Below are 22,448 nucleotides of genomic sequence, written 5' to 3'. Positions count from 1 at the left end.
GGAAATCATGAAAAGAACCGTTAAAGCAAGTGGATTAAAAGTACTTTTATACCTTGTGATTATGGGAGTTCTACTGTATGTTGTTGTATACATGCCGACACCTTACCTGATTTATCAGCCAGGAAGTGCCGAGAATGTAAAGCCGATGATTACTGTTGAAAAAGGTGATCCTGTTGAAGAGGGGACTTTTATGCTGACAACGGTATCGGCGAGCTATGCAAATATGGCATTGTTATTTATGTCTGCGTTTAATTCAAATGCGGAGGTCGTAAAGAAAGAAGAGAAGCTGGGCGAGCAAAGCAAGGAGGAGTATGCGGCTACCCAGGTTTTTTATATGAATTCTTCCCAGTCTCTGGCGATGGAGGCTGCTTATAATGCTGCTGGCATTGATTACCGCATTGTCCCGGATTATATGTTCATCATTTCGGTTCCTGAAACTTCTGTAAACAAGGATTATTTCCACCCTGGTGACAAGCTGCTGTCCGTAGATGGAAAGAAAGCTTCAGATAACGAAGAGTTGGCGGAGCTGATGTCGGAGAAAAATGTTGGCGAGTCGGTAGAGGTGAAGCTGGAGCGGGCAGGTCACTTAGTAACAGAACAAGTCAAACTGGTGTCGATCAAAGATGATGAAACGGGGGCTGAGCGGCCAGGGCTAGGCGTAATGATTGCTACAATGCAGAAGATCGAACCTGAAAACCCGGATGCACGTATCACCTTTGCCGATACGAATATAGGCGGACCTTCAGCTGGTTTAATGTTTTCGCTCGAAATCTATAATCAGCTCACTCCAGGAGATTTAACCAAGGGGTATCGGGTGGCAGGAACCGGAACGATCAATAAGGAGGGGACCGTAGGCCCGATTGGAGGAGTGAAGCATAAAATTGTCGCCGCTCACCAGGAAGGAGCAGAGCTGTTCTTTGTGCCGAGCAAAAATTATGATGAAGCCAAAGCCAAAGCGGACAGCATCGGTACCGCAATGAAACTGATCCCGGTCGACAAGCTCCAGGATGCGATCCAGCACATGAACAACCTGCCTCCTAAAGAGTGATAGGAGGCAGGAGATAATCGCTGAATATCGCGGGAATGGCTGGATTGGCGTATGCGTTAGCATAAACAGCTGCCGCCTTGAGATCCCGTTCAAGGAAGGGATGATCGAAGGTAGACGGTCTGGTGATGACTGGAAGGGAAGCGGACTTCTTCATTGTTCTGAGCAGAGCACGTCCTGATTCTCTGAATCCGAGCACGCGGATATATCCCGGTCCTTCTTCCAGCTGCTTTCGTGTCATATCCGATTTCTTGTTCTGAAGCAATATATGTAGAAGCATTCGCTGCAGTTTGGTTCTTGTATATCGTTTGGTCTTTATGCTGTCCAGCAGCGCTTCTATGCTCGGCTCTGCAAGCTGCGGAAGCAGACGCTGAATTCGATGCTCCAACCCTTCGGTCACTTCATTGAACAGCTGCAACTGAGTGACATCTTGTGTTAAAAGAGCATGAAACATCGGTTGACGGAAATTTTCCCAATTTATAGGTCCGCGGCCTTCCTCGAATTCTCGGCGAAGAATGTCGAGTGTGTAATCCGGGACATACGGCGCGGAACTTTCGAGTCCGTGCTCTGAGATCAGCTTGCGGACACCCGTGGCGCTTGCAATGGTCGAAGCGGCAGGTTCTGCATCGTGATATTGTGCACTCTCCCGCGGGATTGTATAGGGAACGATTGGACTGCCAAGCCGCTTAAGTGCTATCAGATAATGAAGCCCCAGCGAATTGTTGGGCTTAGCTAAGAGCTTGTTTAAAGCTTGTATGGATGATTCCGAGGCTCCGGTTACAGCCGCGGCAGCAGCAGCGTATGCGGAAGGAAAACTGCTTCCCGTTGACATTTGTCTTGCGATTTCTTTTCTCAGCTCGTCGCTCTCCTTAACCAGTTTTTCTGCTACCGGCAGAAGGTTATCGAGTGTCCCGCTTTCAGAGCCGAAAGAAAGGCTGTCCACGACCCCGGTGGCATTTAGAAGGGTGCAAGCGCCGTAAGCGAACCATTCAGCAGGCTGGACCGCATAGGTTACAGGCAGCTCAATAACAAGGTCAACGCCCATTCGCAGAGCCATTTCTGTCCGGGCCCGTTTATTTACGATCGCGGGTTCTCCGCGTTGTAGAAATGGACCGCTCATAACCGCTACTACGGCATCGGCACCCGTAATTTGTTTAGATCGATTATAATGAAGCACATGACCGTTATGCAGTGGATTGTATTCTACGATAATTCCAACCGTTTTCACTTCAACCAACTCCTTGTGCTAAAAATATATCATAAATACTGGCGGCTTTCGAAAGAATAACGGAAGATACTTGGCCTCATTGATGCAACAGTGCCATTTGCAAGCTTAAAGGATAGGCTGTTGACAAAAGTCTCTATAGATCGGTATAATAATCTTTGTTTGTTTGGAGTGATGGAAATGCTTATTCAATTTCGAAAATTGACAACCAGCGATCAACCGTTACAATTCCATCAAACTGTGGATGTTAGCCATGCCGTTAAAGGCCGGAAGGATATCATCGCCGTAACACCGCTTGAGGTGGAGCTTAAGGCGACTCCGACCGTCGCTGGCTCGGTCATCGTTCGTGGACACTTACAAGGTCAGCTTGAGGTGAAATGCTCTCGCTGTCTTAAGCCGGTCACCGAACAGCTGAACATCCCCTTTCATGAAGTATTCCAGCCGGTAGAGAACCCTGACATGGTTCAGGATGAAGATGAAGATATCATATACGTGAAAGGCGAGAGCTTAGATCTCGTTCCGTATGTGGAAGAAGCATTGGTGCTCTATCTGCCGCTAGCCCCGGTGTGCAGCGAGGATTGCAAGGGACTTTGCCCGATTTGTGGTAAAGATCTGAACGAGACTTCTTGCGATTGCAACACCGAAGTAATCGACCCGAGGCTGGCCGCGCTGAAGGACTTTTTTAAATGATGATGGATATGACACCCCGTGAAAGCGGGTTGAACTGATAAGGAGGTGGGAACATGGCAGTACCTCAACGTAGAACGTCTAAGACACGTCGTGATAAGCGTCGCACTCATTTTAAACTGGCCGTACCAGGCATGGTGAAATGCGAGCAGTGCGGGGAAATGAAACTTGCTCACCGCGTATGCCGAGTGTGCGGAACTTACAAGGCAAGAGAGATTATCAAACAATAGTTATGAACAAGTAGTACTTCATCTCTGGTGAGGTGCTATTTTTTTGTTTGCATGACTTTCTTTTTGTACAAACATGATTTATACTACAGATTAGTACCAGGTTCTAATATTAAGGTTTAATATTTACATACATTAAAAGAATGGCGCCCTAGCGGCAGAGGGAGTTGTATCATCATCGAACGTCTATCCAAAAAAGATCGTCACCAGAGACTGATCCAGCTGATAGATGATAATCCTTTTGTCACAGATCGTGAGCTAACGCGTGAGCTGAAAGTCAGTATACAGACGATTCGCCTGGATCGGATGGAGCTTGGTATTCCTGAGCTTCGAGAGCGGATGAAGCAGATGGCGGAGCACACGTATGATCAAGTTCGCTCATTGTCACTGGATGAAGTCATCGGTGATGTGGTGGATTTGCAGCTGGACAAGAGCGGTATATCGATTTTTGAGATTCGCGAAGAGCATGTATTTAGTAAGACGCTGATTGCGAGAGGGCATTATGTTTTTGCTCAGGCTAACTCTTTGGCGGTTGCAGTAATCAATGATGAAATTGCCTTAACCTCTTCAGCGGACATTCGTTTCATAAGGCAGGTTCGGCTTGGAGAGAAGTGTATCGCCAAAGCTTATGTGCGTTCCAATGCAGTACAGAAGGGTAAGGCTAAAGTTGAAGTGTTCACTTATGTCGGTGATGAAATGGTGTTCCAGGGCAATTTCACCGTATATCGGTCGACAGGAGATTAATGTCAGTCAATCAAAGGAGGCTACAACATGAAAATCGCCATAGATGCCATGGGTGGTGACAATGCTCCGCAAAGCACAGTGGAAGGAGCAGAAGCTGCGGCCCGGGAATGGAAGGATACTGAAATTGTTCTTGTCGGCGATCAAGGGAAAATTGAGCCGCTCCTGAAGGAGCGGCCTTCGAACCTGATCGTTCGTCATGCCAGTGAGATCATAGAGCCCGAGGATGAGCCGGTTAAAGCGGTACGCCGGAAAAAGGATGCTTCCATGGTTGTTGCCGGAAGAATGGTCCGTGAAGGTGAGGCGGATGCCATGATTTCGGCAGGGAATACCGGTGCACTGATGACAACCGGTTTGCTTATTGTAGGACGGATGAAGGGAATTGAGCGTCCTGCGCTGGCACCTATGATTCCTACACTGGATGGGAAGGGTGTGCTGGCACTAGATTTGGGGGCGAATATGGATGCCAAACCGGAACATTTGCAGCAGTATGCATTGATGGGGAGCTTGTATCGTGAAAAGGTTCACGGTGTGTCCAAGCCGCGTGTTGGCTTACTGAATGTTGGGACAGAACCGGGCAAGGGCAATGAGCTTACCAAGCATGCATATCCGCTGCTTGAGCAGCTGCCGATTCATTTTGTTGGCAACGTTGAGGCGCGCGACGTTATGAACGGTGTTTGTGACGTTTTGGTTTGCGACGGTTTTGCAGGAAACATACTCCTGAAATCAATAGAAGGGACCGCTGGCACGCTGTTTTCACTGTTAAAGGAACAGTTCAGCCAGTCACTCAAGACCAAATTAGCGGCAGCTATGATGATGCCGCAGTTAAGAGGGTTGAAGTCGATTATGGATTACAAGGAGCATGGAGGAGCGCCTCTCCTTGGATTGAGCGGCCTTGTAGTCAAGAGCCACGGCTCGGCAGACGGTAATGCGATTAAAAATGCGGTTCGCCAAGCCCGTATAGCTATGCAAAATCGTTTGGTTGAGAGCATCTCAAACGAAATTAGCGGGAAGTGAGTGAGATCATGTATAACAATTTACGTCCGGTTGGCATTATTGGAACAGGTAAATATGTTCCGGAAAATATTTTAACAAATAGTGATTTGGAAAAAATGGTAGAAACGACTGATGAGTGGATCGTTTCCCGTACAGGTATCAAGGAGCGCCACATTGCTTCGAAGGATCAGGCGACTTCGGATCTGGCTTATGAGGCTGCCGTAAGAGCATTGGAGTCTGCTGGAATGTCGGGTCAGGATCTGGATCTGATCATTGTGGCTACCGTAACCCCTGATATGTTCTTCCCTTCCACGGCTTGTCTGCTTCAGGATCGACTTGGAGCGAAAAAAGCGGCCGCTTTTGACTTGTCAGCCGCCTGTTCAGGCTTCGTTTATGGGCTTGCGACAGCAACAAATTTTTTGAAGACAGGAATGTATAACAACGCTCTTGTCATTGGCGCAGATTGTCTGTCTCGTATTACGGATTATACAGACCGTAACACCTGCGTTTTGTTTGGTGATGGAGCAGGGGCTGTCATTCTCGGAGAAGTGCCGCAAGGGCGTGGGTTCCAGTCCTTCGACCTCGGAGCAGAAGGCTCAGGAGGCGCACACTTATATCTTGAAGCAGGCGGTTCCCGCATGCCAGCTTCAGTCGATACGGTGGAAGGCAAGAAACATTTTATTTATATGAACGGACGTGAAGTGTTTAAATTCGCTGTTCGGGTAATGAGCTCTGCAACCGAAACCGTTTTGGGAAAAGCAGGTATAACAAAAGAGGATATTGACTTATTTATTCCCCATCAAGCGAATGTGAGAATTATTCAATCCGCCAAGGAGCGCTTGAGTCTTCCGGATGAAAAAGTGATGATCAACGTTGATAAGTACGCCAACACTTCGGCAGCTTCCGTTCCGCTGGCTTTGGTAGAGGCTAGTGAAGAGGGACGTCTGAAGGAAGGCGACACGGTTGTCATGGTCGGATTTGGCGGGGGACTGACTTGGGGAGCTGCAGTTCTTAAATGGTAATCATCCTTTAAAATATATAGCTGAAAGGAGCCTTATATTTGGGCAAAATAGCATTTGTATTTCCTGGTCAGGGAGCACAGTCGGTTGGTATGGCCAAGGATGTATTTGAAAAGATACCTTCTTCTCGGGCCGTTATTGAATCTGCCGACAAAGGCCTCGGACTTTCACTCAGCTCCATCATGTTTGAAGGTCCTGAACAGGAGCTGAAGCAAACGTATAACACACAACCTGCGCTTCTTGCTGCAAGTGTAGCTTATCTGGAAGCCTTTCGCGATAAAGGGATTACTCCTGATTATGTGGCAGGTCACAGTCTGGGTGAGTACTGCGCATTGGTAGCTGCGGGGGTTTTATCTTTAGAAGAGGCAGCGGTGATTGTTCGGGCACGCGGGGAATATATGGAGCAAGCAGTGCCTAATGGTCAAGGTGCTATGGCTGCCGTTCTGGGAGCTGATCGTGAGGCGTTAAACAATCTGTGCCGCGGTATATCCGCAGAAGGAACACCGGTTGAACTTGCAAACATGAACTGTCCTGGCCAGATTGTCATTTCCGGCTCCGCTGAAGGTGTCGCCGCCGCATCAGAACGGGTGAAGGAAATTGGCGGAAAGCGGGCGATACCGCTTGAAGTTAGCGGTCCGTTTCACTCATCATTGATGAGAAAAGCAGCGGATCGGCTTGCAGAAAAATTAACGGATGTCAAAATGTCTGCTCCGGCTGTATCCGTTGTAGCCAATGTGACAGCACGTCCTGTAAGCGATGTGGAAGTGATCCGGAAGCTGCTCGTGGAGCAGGTTTATTCGCCAGTATTATGGCATGACAGTGTGGAGTGGATGATTAGCCAAGGTGTAGATACCTTTATAGAGATCGGGCCTGGCAAAGTTCTTACCGGATTAATTAAGAAAATTGACAAGAATGTGAAACTGGTAAATATCAACAGTCTAAGCAGTATTGAAGAGTTCGAATCTCTCTAAGTTCGATTCTTTGACGAGCTGAAGGATAAGTTTTTTGTATACTCGTGGAAAGGAGGTACATTTATGATTGAAGCTTTAAAAGGACAGACCGCTCTTGTTACAGGTGCTTCCCGCGGTATCGGACGCAGCATTGCACTGGCACTGGCGGATATGGGCGCAGATGTTGCTGTGAACTATTCCGGCAATGAGGCTGCCGCCAATGAGGTCGTCTCTGAGCTTCGTTCCAAAGGCGTAGAGGCGATTGCTTTGAAGGCCAACGTTGGGAACAGTGCTGAAGCAGATGCTCTTGTCAAGCAAATTATGGATAAATGGGGAAGAATTGATATCCTTGTGAATAATGCGGGGATTACTAGAGATAATTTAATCATGCGGATGAAAGAAGAAGAGTTTGATCAAGTGATCGAAACGAATCTGAAGGGCGTGTTTAACTGTCTCAAAGCCGTAAGTCGTCCGATGATGAAGCAGCGTTACGGGCGCATCATTAATATTTCATCTGTTGTTGGGGCGCTTGGCAATGCTGGACAGGCTAACTATGTAGCTGCAAAAGCAGGAGTGATCGGTCTGACGAAAGCTGCTGCCCGCGAACTCGCTTCGCGCGGTATTACAGTAAACGCGGTTGCGCCTGGTTTTATCGATACAGACATGACCCGTGAGCTTCCTGATGACATGCGTGACAAGCTTCTGGGAGATATCCCGCTTGCACGTCTTGGAAAGCCGGAAGAAATCGCTGATGTTGTTGCTTTCCTGGCTTCTGCCAAAGCTGGTTATATGACAGGTCAGACCTTGCATGTAGACGGCGGAATGTATATGTAAGAATGGCTTCTTTCAATGAAAAATAAGCCTTCAAAACATAAAGAGTGATTTCAAATTGCCTTCTATGGTAATTTGAAATTATTTCTCGTATAATTACCAAGAGGAGGTGAGCCGGATGTCCGATATTTTGGATCGCGTGAAACGCATCGTCGTTGACCGCCTGGGGGCTGACGAAGCCGACGTAACATTAGAAGCATCTTTCAAAGATGACCTTGGGGCTGATTCTCTCGATGTAGTGGAATTGGTAATGGAATTGGAAGATGAGTTTGATATGGAAATCTCTGATGAAGATGCGGAGAAAATTACGACCGTAGGTGAAGTTGTTAATTACATACAATCTCATACCTAAGTCATAGCGATAAGTCCCGTTCTTGTTGTAAGGCGGGACTTCTCCTCATTTCATGAAAGTGAACTTCAAAAACCTTGAATCTGCGAAAGATTATCGCTGCTCTGAACCTCCTATAGCAGATGGGAAGACAAGGGGTAGTCCATATAGAGGTGAGTCTGTTTGAAACAAAGAGTTGTTGTAACAGGAATGGGTGTCATGACCTCTATAGGTCAAGATCTCGAAACGTTTTGGAACAGTCTGATGAATGGTAAATCCGGGGTTTCACATATTGAGGCCTTTGATGTCAGTGACTATCCAACAAAAATTGCCGCATCGGTGAAGGATTTTAATCCGGAAGATTATATGGAACGCAAAGAAGCCCGCAAGATGGACCGGTTTGTCCAGTTTGCGGTTGCAGCTGGCAGTAAAGCTTTAGAAGACAGCGGGATTAAAATCGGTGAGAACGCTGACGCCGAACGTGTCGGCGTATCGATCGGCTCCGGTATCGGCGGTTTAGGAACATGGGAAGACCAGCACAATATATTGCTGGAAAAGGGTCCTAAACGTGTGAGTCCGTTTTTTATCCCGATGATGATTGCTAATATGGCTTCTGGCCAAATGTCGATCAATCTGGGTGCTAAAGGGCCGAATACGACGCAGGTAACCGCTTGTGCGACCGGCAGCCATTCTATTGGCGACTCTTTCCGCCTGATTCAGCGCGGAGATGCCGACGTTATGGTGTGTGGTGGTGCTGAGGCTACCATTCGTCCGACAGGCATGGCCGGCTTCTGTGCGATGCGGGCAATGTCAACTCGTAATGATGAGCCTGAGAAGGCAAGCCGACCGTTCGATACCGGACGTGATGGTTTTGTAATGGGTGAAGGCGCCGGTATTTTGATACTGGAATCTTTGGAGCATGCAAAAAAGCGTGGAGCCAAGATTTACGCTGAAGTGATCGGCTATGGATTGAGCGCTGACGCCTATCACATTACCGAGCCTGATCCGGATGGTGCAGCACGCTGCATGAAGATGGCGATTCGGGATGCGGGGATTGCACCGGAAGAGGTTGATTATATTAATGCACATGGAACATCAACGCCTGTTGGTGACCGTTCGGAAACCAAGGCTGTCAAGATGGCGTTAGGAGATCATGCATATAAAGTTGCGGTGAGCTCCACAAAATCGATGACGGGTCATTTGCTCGGTGCTGCTGGCGGTGTGGAAGCCGTCATTTGTGCATTAAGTATTAATAATCAGACGATTCCTCCGACGATCAATCTTGAGGATCAGGACCCGGAATGCGATCTTGATTATGTGCCGAATCAACCTAGACAAGCCGAGTTGAACGTTACTATGTCCAATTCATTTGGATTTGGTGGCCATAATGCTACCATTATTCTGAAAAAATACGCCGAGTAAGGGGACAGTATGTTGAGTGGAGATCTGAAGCAGTTACAGCATAAACTTCAAATCAAGTTTCGTAACGGAATGCTGCTGAAGCAGGCCTTTACCCACGCCTCATATGTCAACGAACATCGTTTTAGCCAGAGTCAAGATAACGAACGACTGGAATTTTTGGGTGATGCTGTACTGGAGCTTACAGTCAGTGAGTTCTTATACAATCTTTACCCGGATCGTCCAGAAGGGGAATTGACAAAACTTCGGGCCGCCATTGTTTGCGAGCCATCATTGGTTAAATTTGCAGAAAGACTGGACTTTGGCCGTTATGTGCTCTTAGGCAAGGGAGAAGAAATGACGGGCGGACGAACCCGCCCGGCCCTTCTAGCTGACGTGTTCGAATCGTTTGTGGGGGCGCTATATCTTGATCAAGGGTTGGAGGCAGTTCGTTTATTTTTGAGTGATCATGTTTTCCGATCCGTCACAGTTAACGGCCGGCCTCATATGAGCGATTATAAGACCGAGCTTCAAGAACTGACACAGCATCACGGTATGGGTACGCTGGAATATCGTATCGTTGAAGAACGTGGGCCTGCGCATGAACGCGAGTTTGTCTCTGAGGTATATATGGGAAGCGAATGTCTTGGACGCGGCAGTGGCCGATCCAAGAAAGAGGCCGAGCAGCAAGCAGCGGCGGTAGCCCTAGAGCAGCTGAAACGCGCTAACGCTTAAGCTTTGCCAAAAGTGAGGACAAACAAAGAGCAAAGATCAGTCAAGAGGACAACCGGAAAGCCGAGTTCACGACTGTTTTTTGCTCTTTTTCGTTGTCTATCCCTTTTAAAAGTTGACCAAAACCGGATCGAATGAATGCCTTCTATATTGAGGGATGGCTGGATTCTTAAGGATAAACGATATGGTACAATAACGTAGAGGTGATTTGAGATATATGTATTTGAAACGAATAGAGTTAACGGGTTTCAAATCGTTTGCCGATAAAACGGAAATGGAGTTTGTCCGGGGAATTACCGCGGTCGTCGGCCCTAATGGAAGCGGCAAGAGTAATATTTCTGACGGCATCCGCTGGGTACTGGGTGAGCAAAGTGCGAAGTCACTTCGCGGGGGCAAGATGGAGGATATTATTTTTGCCGGAAGTGATGCTCGCAAGGCTGTGAACTATGGCGAAGTATCGTTGACATTAGATAATGAAGACCATGCACTCCCGCTTGATTTCAATGAAGTGACTGTTACACGTCGTGTACACCGCAATGGTGAAAGTGAATATTTGATTAACAGACAGTCATGCCGACTGAAAGATATAACTGAATTGTTTATGGATACTGGCATCGGTAAAGAAGCTTATTCCATTATCGGACAAGGCCGGATTGAAGAGATTTTAAGTACTCGTTCTGAAGATCGCCGGGGGATCTTCGAGGAGGCTTCGGGCATTGTGAAATACAAGTCCCGTAAGCGAGAATCTGTTCGTAAGCTGGATGAGACAGAGCAGAACCTGCTTCGTATTCACGATCTTGTAACGGAGCTTGAGGATCAGATTGGACCGTTGAAGGAGCAATCTGAGAAGGCGATACGTTATAAAGAGCTTAAGGAGCAGTTGAAGTGTCAGGAAATATCACTGTATGTGTATCAGATTGAACAGATACATAGTGCATGGAGCGAAGCGAATGCCAAGCTGGAGCAGCTGCAGGAAGAGCAGCTGGCACTTTCAGCAGTCGTGTCCGCACATGATGCCAAGCTGGAGAGCGATCGCCTGGCCTTACGGCAGCTGGAAGAGGAAATTGAACTTGTTCAGAATCAGCTGCTGCAATATAGTGAGTCGTTTGAAAAAAACGAAGGTTATGGTGAGGTTCTGAAAGAGCGTCGTCGCAACTTGGAACGAACTCGCGATCAGTTATCCCAAAACGTAGAAACGGGAGACATCCGTTTGAAAGAGCGGCAGGAAGAGTTGGCCGCATTGAAGGACAAGCTTGACGCCTTGCATAAAGAGCTGGGTGAGCTTAGAGATCAACTTTCTGCAGAGGAAGCGAAGCTGGAAGGCGTTACCGGTGGAATCAGCCAACAGAAGGAAGAGAGCTTGAAAGGAAATCTGCTTGAGCTGATGAACCGGATGGCTCAGGCGAGAAATGAAATTCGTTACGCAGACCAGCAGCAGGAGGCGCTTGAGCGCCGGATGAATCGCGCTGAAGAGGAATCTGGAAAGTGGGAAAGCCAAAAAGAGGAGCTGCTCAAACGCAAAGAGCAGATCAACCGTAATCTGAAACGGTTCGGCAAGGAAATTGCTGAATTGCGCAATGAATATATTACGGAGAGCGAGCGGTACAATTCACTTCAGAAGCTGCTGGAAGAGAGTCAGGGAGCACTGCGCAAGTGGGAACAGAAACGTGAAGCACAAATTTCTCGCCGGGATACAATGAAAGAAATGCAGGATGATTTTGACGGTTTTATGCTAGGTGTTAGAGAAGTGCTAAAAGCGTCTCGCAAATCCGTCTTGAACGGGGTTCATGGTGCTGTTGCTGAGCTTATCCATGTGCCGGAAAAACTGGAATTGGCAATGGAAACAGCGCTTGGCGCTTCGATGCAGCATGTGGTCATGGATAATGAAGCCGTCTCCCGGCAAGCGATCTCTTTCCTCAAACAGCGTCAACTGGGACGTGCGACTTTCCTGCCGCTGGACGTTATTCGTCCACGTCACGTTTCAGCTTCAGATCGCTCGATGACGGAAGGAGAAGCCGGATTCGTCGGCTTCGGTTCAGAGCTTGTGCAATATGATCCCAAGTACGCAAGCATTGTCGGTAACCTGCTCGGTCATGTCGTTATTGCTGAAACACTGGAGCAGGCCAACAAAATTGCAGCTCGGCTCCAATACCGCTACCGAGTTGTCACTTTAGAAGGCGACGTGGTCAATGCAGGCGGATCGATGACAGGTGGAAGTCACCACAAGAAGAGCAACAACCTTCTGGGACGCAAACGCCAGTTGGAGCAGCTTGATCAGGAAATCTCTGCAACGGAAGCGCAGATCATAAAGCTTCAGCAAGGAATTAAGCAGGTTAGAGAACAAATGGCGGGCTCATCAGACAAGCTGGATAAGCTGAGAAAAGCTGGCGATGATAAACGAATGGAAGAGCAGCAAGCGGCAAGTGATCAAAAGCAGCTGGAGCATGAGCTTCGTCATGTTATGGAGCAAGCTGAGCTTGCCGGTCAGGAAAAGACAAGCTATCAGCAGGAAGCCAAGGAGATTCAGGAGAGCCGCGCGCGTGCCCAGCAGGTGTTGGCTGAGTTAGAGGATGAAGAAAAGGCAACGCATCAGGCTATTCAAGCTGCAGAGTTCGCACGTAAAGCGAATGAATCTGCAAAGGACGAGCTCCAGACACGGTTGACAGCTCTCAAGGTTCAGGAGGGCAAGTTGGATCAGGAAACTTTTTCACTTGAGGAACAGCTGAAGAGACTTAAAACAGATGTGGGCAATCACGAAAAAGAACAGGGGCAAAGCCAGACGATGCTTAATTCCGTTGTAGCGGAATTGGAGCAGAATGCAGCCGAAAGTGTGAAACAGATCGAAAATCTGAATCATTTCAAATTGAAGAAGGATGAAGCCGCTCAGCAGCTTGAGTTTAAGCGGGCATCAAGAACCCAGCTGAGCCAAAAGCTGGAGCTCGCTGAAAGTGAGACGAAGGAGCAGAGGACCCAGCTGAGATCGGTTGAGGAACAGCTCCGTCAAACGGAAATCAGTGTAAACCGGCTCGATGTTGAGCTGGAGAACATATTGAAAAAATTGAGCGAGGATTATGAGTTAAGTTATGAGCTGGCGAAGCAGCGCTATCCTGTGCCTGAGGATGTGCCGGCTGTACAGCATGAAGTGCGTGAATTGAAGCGCAGCATAACTGCTCTGGGCGATGTCAATCTGGGCGCGATTGAGGAATACGAGCGTGTTAACGAACGTTATCAATTCCTTAGCGAGCAGAAGGCTGATCTGGTCGAGGCGAAAACAACACTGTATCAGGTAATCAAAGAGATGGATGAAGAAATGTCCAAGCGTTTTAAGGTAACCTTTGATGCGATCCGAAAAGAGTTCGGGATGGTGTTTACGAAGCTTTTCGGCGGAGGACGCGCGGATTTGATTCTGATAGATCCGGATCGTCTTCTTGAGACAGGTATTGACATCGTGGCCCAACCTCCGGGAAAGAAGCTTCAGAATCTTCAGCTTCTCTCCGGTGGAGAAAGGGCGCTGACTGCAATGGCGTTGTTATTTGCGATACTTCAGGTTAAGCCGGTACCGTTCTGTGTACTGGATGAAGTTGAAGCAGCTCTGGATGAAGCAAACGTTGTCCGGTTTGCGCAGTATTTACGAGAGTTCTCGGAGCAAACCCAGTTTATCGTTGTAACGCACCGGAAAGGTACGATGGAAGAGGCTGACGTACTATACGGCGTAACGATGGAAGAAGGTGGAGTCTCGAAGCTCGTTTCGGTCAAGCTTGAGAACGAGGAAGCGGAAATCGCTTAAAGAATACAATGACACGGAGGAAGCATATGAGCTTTTTTAAGAAACTTAAAGAGAGCATTTCAAGCAAAACGGAAAGTGTAACAAAACAATTTCGCGATGGTCTGGAGAAGACCCGTAAAGGTTTTGTAGAAAAGGTTTCGGATCTGATGATCCGTCGCAAAAAGATCGATGAAGAGTTTTACGAAGAACTCGAAGAGATATTGATCGGTGCTGATGTCGGTGTAAACACAGTGATGAATCTGATGGACGAACTGCGTGACGAAGTGAAAAAACGCCGTATTGAAGAAGCGTCCGATCTTCAGCCCATCTTGTCCGAGAAATTGATGGGGCTGCTTAGAGGAGATAACAACAATGAGCTCCAGATGAATCCGGACGGGATCACGGTTATTTTATTTGTCGGTGTTAACGGGGTCGGCAAGACAACAACGATCGGAAAGCTCGCACACCGTTTCAAGCAGGAAGGAAAAAAAGTGCTACTTGCTGCTGGCGACACGTTCCGCGCCGGAGCGATTGAGCAGCTTGAAGTATGGGGAGAGCGTGTCGGGGTTGATGTTGTTAAACAGCAGCCGGGTTCCGATCCTGCAGCTGTCATGTTTGACGCTGTACAAGCGGCAAAACAGCGTAATGTCGATGTTCTCCTGTGTGATACAGCCGGTCGCCTCCAAAACAAGACGAATCTGATGGAAGAGCTGAATAAAATTTATCGTGTTATCCAGCGCGAAATTCCGAGTGCGCCGCACGAAGTGCTGATGGTACTTGATGCGACAACAGGCCAAAACGCATTGAGCCAGGCGAAGCTGTTTGGCGAAAAAAGCGGAGTTACTGGTCTTGTGCTGACGAAACTGGACGGTACGGCTAAAGGTGGTATAGTTGTAGCGATCCGCCAGGAGCTGAACCTTCCTGTGAAATTGGTCGGTCTAGGTGAGAAAATGGGGGATTTGCAAACCTTTGATTCCGAACAATTTGTGCACGCATTATTTGCCGGACTGATCAAGGAAGAAGAGAACGGGGAAGAGACCGTTTAACGCCAATATGGTTTAAAGGAAAGAGGACCTGCCGAGCAGGTCCTCTTTTTAAAATACACAGTAACACATATATTGACTACGATGAGACGATACGAATGAACTCAACCGAGTGCAACGGGATCGTCGCTGTATCGCTGGGAGGTCCGTCAATGATAAGAGGGACTTTTAGAATGATCATTCCTTCATAAATGTCTGTCAGCGTTCCGACAACAACATCATCTGATATCATTATTTCTACCTCTGATCCAATCAAGCCCTGAAGCCAATCAACATAGCGCATATTAGATACCCCCTTTTTAATAAGTTGTCAAAATACTAATGAGCTGCAGTTATTTTTGAGAACGGAATCAATACGAGATTTCCGGATTGTTCGCGAATCTGGACGCCATCCTCAGCCGTTGCGATGACGATGCCTTCCAGGGTAACAAACGTCGTACTGACCTGAACCTTTTGAATTGTCCGATTTCCGAAATAATCGATAAGGGCAGGAACGATCGTCTGTCCGGTCAAAACCTGATTGTCAATCGATTCAACTCGATCGGTCAATGTTTCGGTCTGTCTGCGAAGAAGATCCACTTCTCGAATTAATTTTTTGACTTTGGCTGCTAAACGGCAACATCCAAAAGATAAAAAACACATTGTAGATGTCTCCTCTCTTTATGAACTAGTCTAGTATAATGGATGAATCCAAGGTCTTCCTCCTTTTACATCTTGCGATATTATATGTAATTAATAGATTAATAGATTGGATAGATGGAGGGATCGAGAAAATTAAATTATTGGGGAATCAATCTGAACTTTCACTTACTCCGTTGGATTTGAATGAGAACAGCACAGCGCTTATAATGAAAGTTAAAGATTAGAACGAAAGGAAGTTAGTTGTGGCGAATACTCATACCTATCCCCGCAGGGAGGAAATAGCCAACGCAATTACTCATGGTATCGGTGCCGTGCTCAGTATAGCTGCTCTGGTGCTGCTAATCGTATTTTCCAGTTTGGAAGGAACCGTCTGGCACGTGGTGAGCTTTACGATTTACGGAACAACCATGGTACTTTTATACCTGAATTCCACATTGGTTCACAGCTTTAAGGAGGGGAAAGCGAAGGATGTTTTCGAGTTCCTCGATCATTCTTCCATATATTTGTTTATTGCCGGAACCTATACACCGTTTTTACTGGTAGCTATTCGTGGACCTCTTGGATGGAGCTTGTTCGGGGTAATCTGGGGCATCGCATTGCTTGGATGTATATTCAAAGTGTTCTTTGTCAAAAGGTTTCTGTTTATGTCCACGGTATTTTACATTGCAATGGGATGGTTGATCGTCATTGCGTGGAACCCATTGACAGCGGTAGTGGCGCCCCAAGGTATAAACTTGTTGGTTGGCGGAGGGCTGTTATATACGATCGGCACGATTTTTTATGTGTGGCGAGGTTTTCCTTTCCATCATGCAATCTGGCATTTGTTCGTGCTCGCAGGCAGTGTGCTTCACTTTTTCGCAGTGCTCTTCTATATTCTGCCGATTCAGTAATAATCCAAAATGAAACAAAGAATTAAAAGAGAAGGATGACAAGGAGAAATGCTTGACATCCTTCTATGTTTTTTGTATGATAATGTTCGTTAAGTGAACTGTAAAGTGTTTTCCCTTGACGAGGGGGGTGCTTTTGAGTGAGTCAGGGCAATCGACTCGAGAAGACGAACCGGATTAATCTGCTGTTTGATTTTTATGAACGATTGCTAACAGAGAAGCAGCAGACGTTTTTAAAGCATTATTTTCATGAAGATTTCTCCTTGGGGGAAATTGCGAGTGAATTCGAAATCAGCCGTCAAGCTGTGTACGAGCATATTAAACGTGCAGAGCAGGTATTGGAAGCTTATGAAGAGAAGCTTGGGCTTCTGGAGAAGTATGAAGAGCGTATTCATGAGCTCAGTAAGCTAAGAAATATGCTTAATGATATTGTTCTGAATGAGCAGGACAAGAGAATGATGATAGATATGGTAGATCAACTTATGTTAAAGGATTAATAATAGGACGGAGGTTGCGAATATGGCATTTGAAGGGTTGACCAGCAGGCTGCAGAATGTGTTCAGCAAGCTTCGCGGTAAAGGTAAAGTGTCCGAAGAGGATGTTACTCAAGCCATGCGCGAAGTTCGTCTGGCACTTCTTGAGGCCGACGTCAACTTCAAAGTAGTAAAGGAATTTGTAGCCAAGGTCAAAGAAAAAGCAATTGGCAAGGAAGTTATGGAAAGCTTTACGCCGGGCATGGTGATCATCGACATCGTCAACAAGGAACTGACAGAGCTGATGGGCGGAAGTCAGGCGAAGCTTGCGAAGAGCAACAAGCCTCCTACTGTTATTATGATGGCAGGTCTTCAAGGTGCCGGTAAGACCACGACCTCCGGAAAGCTTGCCAAGCTTTTGCTGAAGCAGAACAGTCGTCCGCTGCTTGTAGCTTGTGATATTTATCGCCCGGCAGCGATCAAGCAACTGGAGGTTCTGGGTGAACAGATCAAGGTTCCTGTTTTCTCGCTTGGGGACCAAACAAGCCCGGTTGAAATTGCGAAACAAGGCTTGCAGCATGCCAAGGATCATGGTCAAGATTATGTCATTATCGATACAGCCGGACGTCTTCATGTTGATGAAGAGCTGATGGAAGAACTGAAGCAGATTCACAGTGCTGTAAATCCGGAAGAGGTTTTGCTTGTCGTGGATGCAATGACAGGTCAGGATGCTGTCAATGTGGCGGACAGCTTCAATAAACAGCTGGAGCTGACCGGTGTTGTATTGACCAAACTTGATGGCGACACCCGAGGCGGTGCGGCGTTGTCTGTTAAAGCGGTCACCGGATGCCCGATCAAGTTCGCGGCGCTCGGCGAGAAGATCGATGCTTTGGAGCCTTTTCATCCTGAGCGGATGGCATCCCGGATTCTCGGCATGGGCGATATGCTCTCTTTGATTGAGAAAGCCCAGTCGAATATCGATGCTGATAAAGCCAAGGAAATGGAACGGAAAATGCGGAATGCTGAATTTACGTTTGAGGATTTCCTGGAGCAGATGGAGCAGGTTAAGAAGCTTGGTCCGCTGGATCAGTTAATGGATATGATTCCGGGCATGGGCAATATGAAGCAGACGAAAGACCTCAAAGTGGATGAAAAGCAGATGGATCGGATTGAGGCAATTGTTCGTTCCATGACTATGAAAGAGAAGCAGCAGCCGGATATCATTAATCTTAGCCGACGCAAGCGAATTGCAGCAGGCAGTGGAACCACGCTTCCTGAGGTAAACCGTTTGATCAAACAGTTTGATGAAATGCGGCGAGTAATGAAGCAGTTCTCCGACATGATGGGACCGAAGGGCAAGAACAAGGCTCTGAAGCAACTGAAGGGGTTAACCGGCAAAGGTATGAAATTCCCTTTCCGTTAAGGTTTCATTCGGACATAAAGCAGGACATTCTTTGAAGGAGGTGAATTTTGTAATGGCAGTACGTATTCGTCTGAAACGTATGGGTGCTCATAAAGCCCCTTTCTATCGCGTGGTAGTTTCGGATTCCCGTTCCCCGCGTGATGGCCGTTTTATCGAGGAAATCGGTTATTATAATCCGGTTGCTCAACCGGCTGAAGTTAAAATTGATGAAGAAAAAGCGCTCAACTGGCTTCAAAACGGTGCGCAAGCATCCGATACTGTTCGCAACTTGCTGAGCAAAGCGGGCGTTATGAAGAAGTTTCATGAGCTTAAGCATCAGAAAAAAGACTGATCGCGAGGGTAATCTATGGAAGAATTAGTTCTTGTTATTGCTAAGGCTTTAGTGGATCATCCAGAAGATGTGACTGTGAAGACAGTGGAGAAGGAGCATCTGATTGTGTATGAACTGTACGTGCATCCTGACGATGTCGGGAAGGTCATAGGCAAACAGGGGCGTATCGCCAAATCATTGCGCACGGTCGTAACATCAGCGGCAGTTAAGATGGATAAACGGGTGACCGTGGACATCATTTCTTAACATATTCGAATGAAGGCTATAAAGGCTCTTCGTTCTAATATGGGAAGAGTTAACTGTAAGTCGCCAATGCGGTCTTTCTTCTCTATAGTCGTTCTTTCCAAAGGACGACCAAGTCCTTTTTTTTGAGTTTTTCTTAATGATATACGAAAGGGGGTTAGGATGCATGTCCTAGCCCTTTTTCGTACATGCTGAAGAAATCTGGTTTTTTAAAAATGCTTTCAGCTTATAAATAAGTTGCAGGAGGAGAACATGTCTGAGAAGTTATATACTGTAGGGGAAATCGTGAACACACACGGTATACGCGGCGAAGTTAAGGTTGTATCCCATACGGATTTTGCGGAACAGCGTTTTGCGAAAAAAAGTCAGCTGTTTATCGTGCCACCCAATGGCGGTAAACCTGTTCCCGTCACAGTTGAGACTTCCCGTCTTCATAAAAATATGTATATTATTAAGTTTATGGAGATCAGCGGGATCAATGAGGCTGAGAAATACAAAAAAAGTCTTTTAAAGATTAGTGAAGAGCTTCAAGAAAAACTTCCGGAGAACGAATATTATTTCCATGAAATCATCGGCTGTCGTGTCATGACAGATGATGAACCCGCTGAAGAGCTGGGGATTATTACGGAAATTTTAACACCGGGTGCCAACGATGTTTGGGTAGTAAAGACTCCAAAAGGCAAAGAAATTCTTTTACCGTCCATTCCTGAGGTCGTACTGGATGTGGATAAAGAGTCTAGGGTGGTCCGGGTTCATCTGATGGAAGGATTGCTATAATATGAAGATTGATGTTCTCACGCTGTTTCCGGAAATGTTTGATGGGGTATTTCATTCCAGCATATTAGGTAAAGCAGCTGAAAAAGGAATTGTCTCACTGAACACAGTAAACTTCCGTGAGTATGCCGGAAATAAGCATTCACAGGTTGACGATACTCCTTATGGAGGCGGAGGTGGTATGGTTCTTAAGCCAGAACCGATCTTTGCCGCTGTTGAGGATATATTGTTACCCAATTCAGGGGAATTTGGAGCTTCTGAAAATTTGCCTGAGTACGCGGTTTCTGATGATGATAAGCATTCTGCTGTGGTTCACCGAAAGCCGGCGCGGGTTATTTTGATGTGTCCCCAAGGTGAAACCTTCACGCAGAAAAAAGCGGAAGAGCTTGCGGGCGAAGAACATTTGGTGTTTATTTGTGGTCATTATGAAGGTTATGATGAACGAATTCGTGAGCACCTTGTAACCGACGAGCTATCCATCGGTGATTATGTGCTGACTGGAGGCGAACTTCCAGCTATGGTGGTTATCGATTCTGTGGTCCGGCTGCTGCCTGGTGTACTCGGTAATGAAATGTCTGCGGTTACCGACTCGTTCAGTACAGGCTTGCTGGAGTATCCGCATTATACTCGCCCCGCTGAATTTAGGGGCTGGAAAGTGCCGGATATACTGCTCAGCGGTCATCATGCCAATATTGAAGTGTGGCGCAGAGAGCAGGCATTGGCTAGAACCTGGGAGCGGCGTCCGGAACTGCTTAAACATATCGAGCTTACCAAGAAAGATAAGATTTTTCTGGAGAAGCTTCGTGAACATAGTGTACGTGAAAATCATGAAAAATAAAATTAAGAGGGGAGCATATCACAGACAGGTGATATACTCCCCTCTTTTTTGACTTTTTAAAAATAAGCAGGTAGTTATTTTGTGCAGGAAAATTGTTACATAACGAATAAGCACTGCTGCATAAGCATACTAGTATTCGTCAATGTCATAACTTGTTTTTAGGGTGGAGGATATTTATGCACCGTTTCTGGGAACGTGTTATTAAGCATGTGCTTATAGCTACAAGACCAAAAACCATAGTGGAAATTGGATCGTTTACAGGGTACACAACTTTTAAACTGCTGCAGTATTGTAAGCATATCGGAGGACGATGTTTTGTTGTGGACCCTAGTCCTCAGTATGATGCGGCTTTGCTCTGCAAGCACTATGGCGATGTCGTAAACTTGATTACCAAGTTCAGTCTGGAGGTTCTGCCCTCTATCGATCAATATGACATGATTCTCATCGATGGAGATCATAACTGGTATACGGTATATCATGAGCTGAAACAGGTCGAGCAAATGGCTGGAAAAACAGGTCGATTTCCTGTAGTCCTTTTACATGATACCGATTGGCCATATGGCTATCGAGATATGTATTATTTTCCGGAATCTATCCCTGAAGAGTTTCGAAAGCCGTATGCAGCAAAAGGAATGAAACCTGGGCAATCCGAGCTGCTTGACAATGGAGGATTCAACCATATTGCTTATAATGCAGTCTATGAAGGAGGGCAGCGAAATGGTGTTCGTTCAGCCGTAAAGGATTTTATGAAAGAATCGTCTATTAAACTGAAGCATTATGAGCTTTTTTCCAATAACGGACTTATGATTTTGATTCCGGAAGAAGAAGATCCTTTAATTCATGCTCAAATAACTTACATATTAGATAGCTCCGGTTTATAAAAAAATTTAGCAGCTCAAGGAAGGAGAGGGGTTAGGATTGACGGATGGTTTAACTTCCATTGTTGTTCTCACAAAGGATCGTTTGGATCTGACCAAAAGGTGTGTGGAAAGTGTTATTCGTAACACAGAAATTTCTTTTGAGTGGATATTTGTAGATAACGCTTCTAAAGATAATACGATTGAATATTTGCAGACAGTAGAAAACGCTAAAGTTATTCAAAATTCAGAAAATAAAGGGTTCGCTGCAGGTTGTAATCAAGGTATGGCTGTCGCCAAAGGGAAATATATAGTTCTTCTGAACAATGATACTATTGTTACGCCAGGCTGGCTTTCGAATTTGCACAAATGGTTAAAGAAAATACCTTCTGCCGGCATTGTAGGACCTGTTTCCAATGTTGTGGCTCCCATACAAAGAGTTAATGATTTCGTATATCAATCATTGGAAGAATTGAATGCATATGCTGAAAAGCGGGCGGAGCTATTTAAAGATAAAGGTTTTTATCCTCATCGTTTAACTGGGTTATGCATGCTGTTTCCTGTCGAACTTGTAAATCGCATAGGCGGGATGGATGAGAGGTTTTTCCCGGGAAATTATGAAGATGATGATTTTTGTATTAGGGCCCGGATCAGCGGTTATACGCTGTGGGTGGCACAGGATGTGTTTATTTATCATGAAGGGCATGGAACTTTTGGAGGCAGGGATATTTCTTATAAACTGTCTTCATTACAAAACGCCGAAAAGTTTCGCCAGAAATGGAGTATCGGTCAGTCTGCATTCGAAATAGACCAGTTAGGATATAATCCAAGCGATATTGTAGCCAGAGAGATGCATTTTATTCCTTCTAGGCATGTAGAAAAAATATAAAGATATCTAGATTTTGGTTACTTCAAGCAATTTTCCTGATCAAGTTAGGGATGTTGCTTTTTTTGTTGTGGGCTGAACTGGAACAAGCTAAGTAGAATATGGT

25 protein-coding genes are annotated in these 22,448 nt (G+C 46.4%); 22 read left to right on the top strand and 3 right to left on the bottom strand.

The features are described from left to right. Positions 1 to 7: 7 nt before the first annotated feature. Positions 8 to 1,048, top strand: coding sequence for a SepM family pheromone-processing serine protease (locus tag C8268_RS01960; protein ID WP_106766121.1), 1,041 nt, complete (start codon positions 8 to 10; stop codon positions 1,046 to 1,048). On the opposite strand, the gene C8268_RS01955 is transcribed toward C8268_RS01960, so the two are convergent. Further along, complete coding sequence (locus tag C8268_RS01955; protein ID WP_106766120.1) at positions 1,038 to 2,273, bottom strand: nucleotidyltransferase; 1,236 nt, start codon at positions 2,271 to 2,273, stop codon at positions 1,038 to 1,040. The two genes, C8268_RS01960 and C8268_RS01955, sit on opposite strands and share 11 nt — an antisense overlap. Positions 2,274 to 2,450: 177 nt before the next feature. Here C8268_RS01955 and C8268_RS01950 point away from each other — a divergent pair, with 177 nt between their 5' ends. The 12 genes from C8268_RS01950 to ftsY all read left to right on the top strand — a co-directional run bounded on the left by C8268_RS01950 (position 2,451) and on the right by ftsY (position 14,991). Then, on the top strand, positions 2,451 to 2,960 hold the full coding sequence (locus tag C8268_RS01950; protein ID WP_106766119.1) for a YceD family protein: 510 nt from the start codon (positions 2,451 to 2,453) through the stop codon (positions 2,958 to 2,960). Between the two features lie 53 nt (positions 2,961 to 3,013). After that, positions 3,014 to 3,187, top strand: coding sequence for a 50S ribosomal protein L32 (rpmF, locus tag C8268_RS01945; RefSeq protein WP_106766118.1), 174 nt, complete (start codon positions 3,014 to 3,016; stop codon positions 3,185 to 3,187). Positions 3,188 to 3,361: 174 nt separating this feature from the next. Then, positions 3,362 to 3,928, top strand: coding sequence for a transcription factor FapR (gene fapR, locus C8268_RS01940; protein WP_106766117.1), 567 nt, complete (start codon positions 3,362 to 3,364; stop codon positions 3,926 to 3,928). A gap of 27 nt (positions 3,929 to 3,955) precedes the next feature. Continuing rightward, entirely contained in the window at positions 3,956 to 4,942 is a 987-nt protein-coding gene (plsX, locus tag C8268_RS01935) for a phosphate acyltransferase PlsX (RefSeq protein WP_106766116.1), read from the top strand. Positions 4,943 to 4,950: 8 nt separating this feature from the next. After that, positions 4,951 to 5,943 carry a beta-ketoacyl-ACP synthase III gene (locus C8268_RS01930; RefSeq protein ID WP_106766115.1) on the top strand — a complete coding sequence of 331 codons (993 nt, stop codon included), beginning with the start codon at positions 4,951 to 4,953 and terminating at the stop codon, positions 5,941 to 5,943. A gap of 38 nt (positions 5,944 to 5,981) precedes the next feature. Further along, entirely contained in the window at positions 5,982 to 6,911 is a 930-nt protein-coding gene (gene fabD / locus C8268_RS01925; protein ID WP_106766114.1) for an ACP S-malonyltransferase, read from the top strand. Between the two features lie 63 nt (positions 6,912 to 6,974). After that, positions 6,975 to 7,724, top strand: coding sequence for a 3-oxoacyl-[acyl-carrier-protein] reductase (gene fabG, locus C8268_RS01920; RefSeq protein ID WP_106766113.1), 750 nt, complete (start codon positions 6,975 to 6,977; stop codon positions 7,722 to 7,724). Between the two features lie 115 nt (positions 7,725 to 7,839). Then, entirely contained in the window at positions 7,840 to 8,073 is a 234-nt protein-coding gene (gene acpP, locus C8268_RS01915) for an acyl carrier protein (protein WP_106766112.1), read from the top strand. A 159-nt stretch (positions 8,074 to 8,232) separates the two neighbouring features. Beyond that, complete coding sequence (gene fabF, locus C8268_RS01910) at positions 8,233 to 9,471, top strand: beta-ketoacyl-ACP synthase II (RefSeq protein ID WP_106766111.1); 1,239 nt, start codon at positions 8,233 to 8,235, stop codon at positions 9,469 to 9,471. Positions 9,472 to 9,483: 12 nt separating this feature from the next. Further along, positions 9,484 to 10,182: a ribonuclease III gene (gene rnc / locus C8268_RS01905; protein WP_272939344.1), complete on the top strand. Its 699-nt coding sequence runs from the start codon at positions 9,484 to 9,486 to the stop codon at positions 10,180 to 10,182. A gap of 214 nt (positions 10,183 to 10,396) precedes the next feature. Continuing rightward, positions 10,397 to 13,966 carry a chromosome segregation protein SMC gene (smc, locus tag C8268_RS01900; protein WP_106766109.1) on the top strand — a complete coding sequence of 1,190 codons (3,570 nt, stop codon included), beginning with the start codon at positions 10,397 to 10,399 and terminating at the stop codon, positions 13,964 to 13,966. A gap of 26 nt (positions 13,967 to 13,992) precedes the next feature. After that, positions 13,993 to 14,991: a signal recognition particle-docking protein FtsY gene (ftsY, locus tag C8268_RS01895; RefSeq protein WP_106766108.1), complete on the top strand. Its 999-nt coding sequence runs from the start codon at positions 13,993 to 13,995 to the stop codon at positions 14,989 to 14,991. A gap of 76 nt (positions 14,992 to 15,067) precedes the next feature. Here ftsY and C8268_RS01890 read toward each other — a convergent pair whose 3' ends face one another. Then, entirely contained in the window at positions 15,068 to 15,271 is a 204-nt protein-coding gene (locus C8268_RS01890) for a hypothetical protein (protein ID WP_106766107.1), read from the bottom strand. A 35-nt stretch (positions 15,272 to 15,306) separates the two neighbouring features. Then, positions 15,307 to 15,630: a hypothetical protein gene (locus C8268_RS01885; RefSeq protein WP_106766106.1), complete on the bottom strand. Its 324-nt coding sequence runs from the start codon at positions 15,628 to 15,630 to the stop codon at positions 15,307 to 15,309. Positions 15,631 to 15,872: 242 nt separating this feature from the next. Between C8268_RS01885 and trhA the strand changes: the two genes are divergently transcribed. From trhA to C8268_RS01840, 9 genes are all read left to right on the top strand, one after another. Next, positions 15,873 to 16,520, top strand: coding sequence for a PAQR family membrane homeostasis protein TrhA (trhA, locus tag C8268_RS01880; RefSeq protein ID WP_106766105.1), 648 nt, complete (start codon positions 15,873 to 15,875; stop codon positions 16,518 to 16,520). Positions 16,521 to 16,657: 137 nt separating this feature from the next. Further along, a complete protein-coding gene (locus C8268_RS01875; RefSeq protein ID WP_106766104.1) occupies positions 16,658 to 17,014 on the top strand; it encodes a putative DNA-binding protein in 357 nt (118 codons plus the stop codon). A 22-nt stretch (positions 17,015 to 17,036) separates the two neighbouring features. Next, complete coding sequence (gene ffh / locus C8268_RS01870; protein ID WP_106766103.1) at positions 17,037 to 18,413, top strand: signal recognition particle protein; 1,377 nt, start codon at positions 17,037 to 17,039, stop codon at positions 18,411 to 18,413. Positions 18,414 to 18,465: 52 nt separating this feature from the next. Beyond that, positions 18,466 to 18,744 (top strand): 30S ribosomal protein S16, encoded by a 279-nt coding sequence (gene rpsP, locus C8268_RS01865; RefSeq protein WP_106766102.1) that lies wholly within the window; start codon positions 18,466 to 18,468, stop codon positions 18,742 to 18,744. Between the two features lie 15 nt (positions 18,745 to 18,759). Next, the gene (locus tag C8268_RS01860) at positions 18,760 to 18,990 is read left to right on the top strand and encodes a KH domain-containing protein (protein ID WP_106766101.1); all 231 of its coding nucleotides are present in this window, start codon (positions 18,760 to 18,762) and stop codon (positions 18,988 to 18,990) included. 249 nt (positions 18,991 to 19,239) lie between these two features. Then, the gene (rimM, locus tag C8268_RS01855) at positions 19,240 to 19,764 is read left to right on the top strand and encodes a ribosome maturation factor RimM (protein WP_106766100.1); all 525 of its coding nucleotides are present in this window, start codon (positions 19,240 to 19,242) and stop codon (positions 19,762 to 19,764) included. Position 19,765: 1 nt separating this feature from the next. Then, on the top strand, positions 19,766 to 20,599 hold the full coding sequence (gene trmD / locus C8268_RS01850) for a tRNA (guanosine(37)-N1)-methyltransferase TrmD (RefSeq protein WP_106766099.1): 834 nt from the start codon (positions 19,766 to 19,768) through the stop codon (positions 20,597 to 20,599). Between the two features lie 176 nt (positions 20,600 to 20,775). Next, a complete protein-coding gene (locus C8268_RS01845; protein WP_106766098.1) occupies positions 20,776 to 21,480 on the top strand; it encodes a class I SAM-dependent methyltransferase in 705 nt (234 codons plus the stop codon). Between the two features lie 37 nt (positions 21,481 to 21,517). Then, positions 21,518 to 22,345 carry a glycosyltransferase family 2 protein gene (locus tag C8268_RS01840; protein ID WP_106766097.1) on the top strand — a complete coding sequence of 276 codons (828 nt, stop codon included), beginning with the start codon at positions 21,518 to 21,520 and terminating at the stop codon, positions 22,343 to 22,345. Positions 22,346 to 22,448 lie beyond the last annotated feature (103 nt).

Origin of the sequence: Paenibacillus faecalis, assembly GCF_900289175.1 — a bacterium.
GTDB lineage: Bacteria > Bacillota > Bacilli > Paenibacillales > Paenibacillaceae > Paenibacillus_AQ > Paenibacillus_AQ faecalis.
This window is presented reverse-complemented; position numbering and strand designations above follow the sequence as displayed.

What these genes read in the sequence shown, in the direction of transcription:
- C8268_RS01960 (WP_106766121.1), top strand. Translation starts at nt 8, where the DNA reads ATGAAAAGAACCGTTAAAGCAAGTGGATTAAAAGTACTTTTATACCTT.
- C8268_RS01950 (WP_106766119.1), top strand. Translation starts at nt 2,451, where the DNA reads ATGCTTATTCAATTTCGAAAATTGACAACCAGCGATCAACCGTTACAA.
- rpmF (WP_106766118.1), top strand. Translation starts at nt 3,014, where the DNA reads ATGGCAGTACCTCAACGTAGAACGTCTAAGACACGTCGTGATAAGCGT.
- plsX (WP_106766116.1), top strand. Translation starts at nt 3,956, where the DNA reads ATGAAAATCGCCATAGATGCCATGGGTGGTGACAATGCTCCGCAAAGC.
- C8268_RS01930 (WP_106766115.1), top strand. Translation starts at nt 4,951, where the DNA reads ATGTATAACAATTTACGTCCGGTTGGCATTATTGGAACAGGTAAATAT.
- fabG (WP_106766113.1), top strand. Translation starts at nt 6,975, where the DNA reads ATGATTGAAGCTTTAAAAGGACAGACCGCTCTTGTTACAGGTGCTTCC.
- acpP (WP_106766112.1), top strand. Translation starts at nt 7,840, where the DNA reads ATGTCCGATATTTTGGATCGCGTGAAACGCATCGTCGTTGACCGCCTG.
- smc (WP_106766109.1), top strand. Translation starts at nt 10,397, where the DNA reads ATGTATTTGAAACGAATAGAGTTAACGGGTTTCAAATCGTTTGCCGAT.
- ftsY (WP_106766108.1), top strand. Translation starts at nt 13,993, where the DNA reads ATGAGCTTTTTTAAGAAACTTAAAGAGAGCATTTCAAGCAAAACGGAA.
- C8268_RS01890 (WP_106766107.1), bottom strand. Translation starts at nt 15,271, where the DNA reads ATGCGCTATGTTGATTGGCTTCAGGGCTTGATTGGATCAGAGGTAGAA.
- C8268_RS01885 (WP_106766106.1), bottom strand. Translation starts at nt 15,630, where the DNA reads ATGTGTTTTTTATCTTTTGGATGTTGCCGTTTAGCAGCCAAAGTCAAA.
- ffh (WP_106766103.1), top strand. Translation starts at nt 17,037, where the DNA reads ATGGCATTTGAAGGGTTGACCAGCAGGCTGCAGAATGTGTTCAGCAAG.
- rpsP (WP_106766102.1), top strand. Translation starts at nt 18,466, where the DNA reads ATGGCAGTACGTATTCGTCTGAAACGTATGGGTGCTCATAAAGCCCCT.
- C8268_RS01860 (WP_106766101.1), top strand. Translation starts at nt 18,760, where the DNA reads ATGGAAGAATTAGTTCTTGTTATTGCTAAGGCTTTAGTGGATCATCCA.
- rimM (WP_106766100.1), top strand. Translation starts at nt 19,240, where the DNA reads ATGTCTGAGAAGTTATATACTGTAGGGGAAATCGTGAACACACACGGT.
- trmD (WP_106766099.1), top strand. Translation starts at nt 19,766, where the DNA reads ATGAAGATTGATGTTCTCACGCTGTTTCCGGAAATGTTTGATGGGGTA.
- C8268_RS01845 (WP_106766098.1), top strand. Translation starts at nt 20,776, where the DNA reads ATGCACCGTTTCTGGGAACGTGTTATTAAGCATGTGCTTATAGCTACA.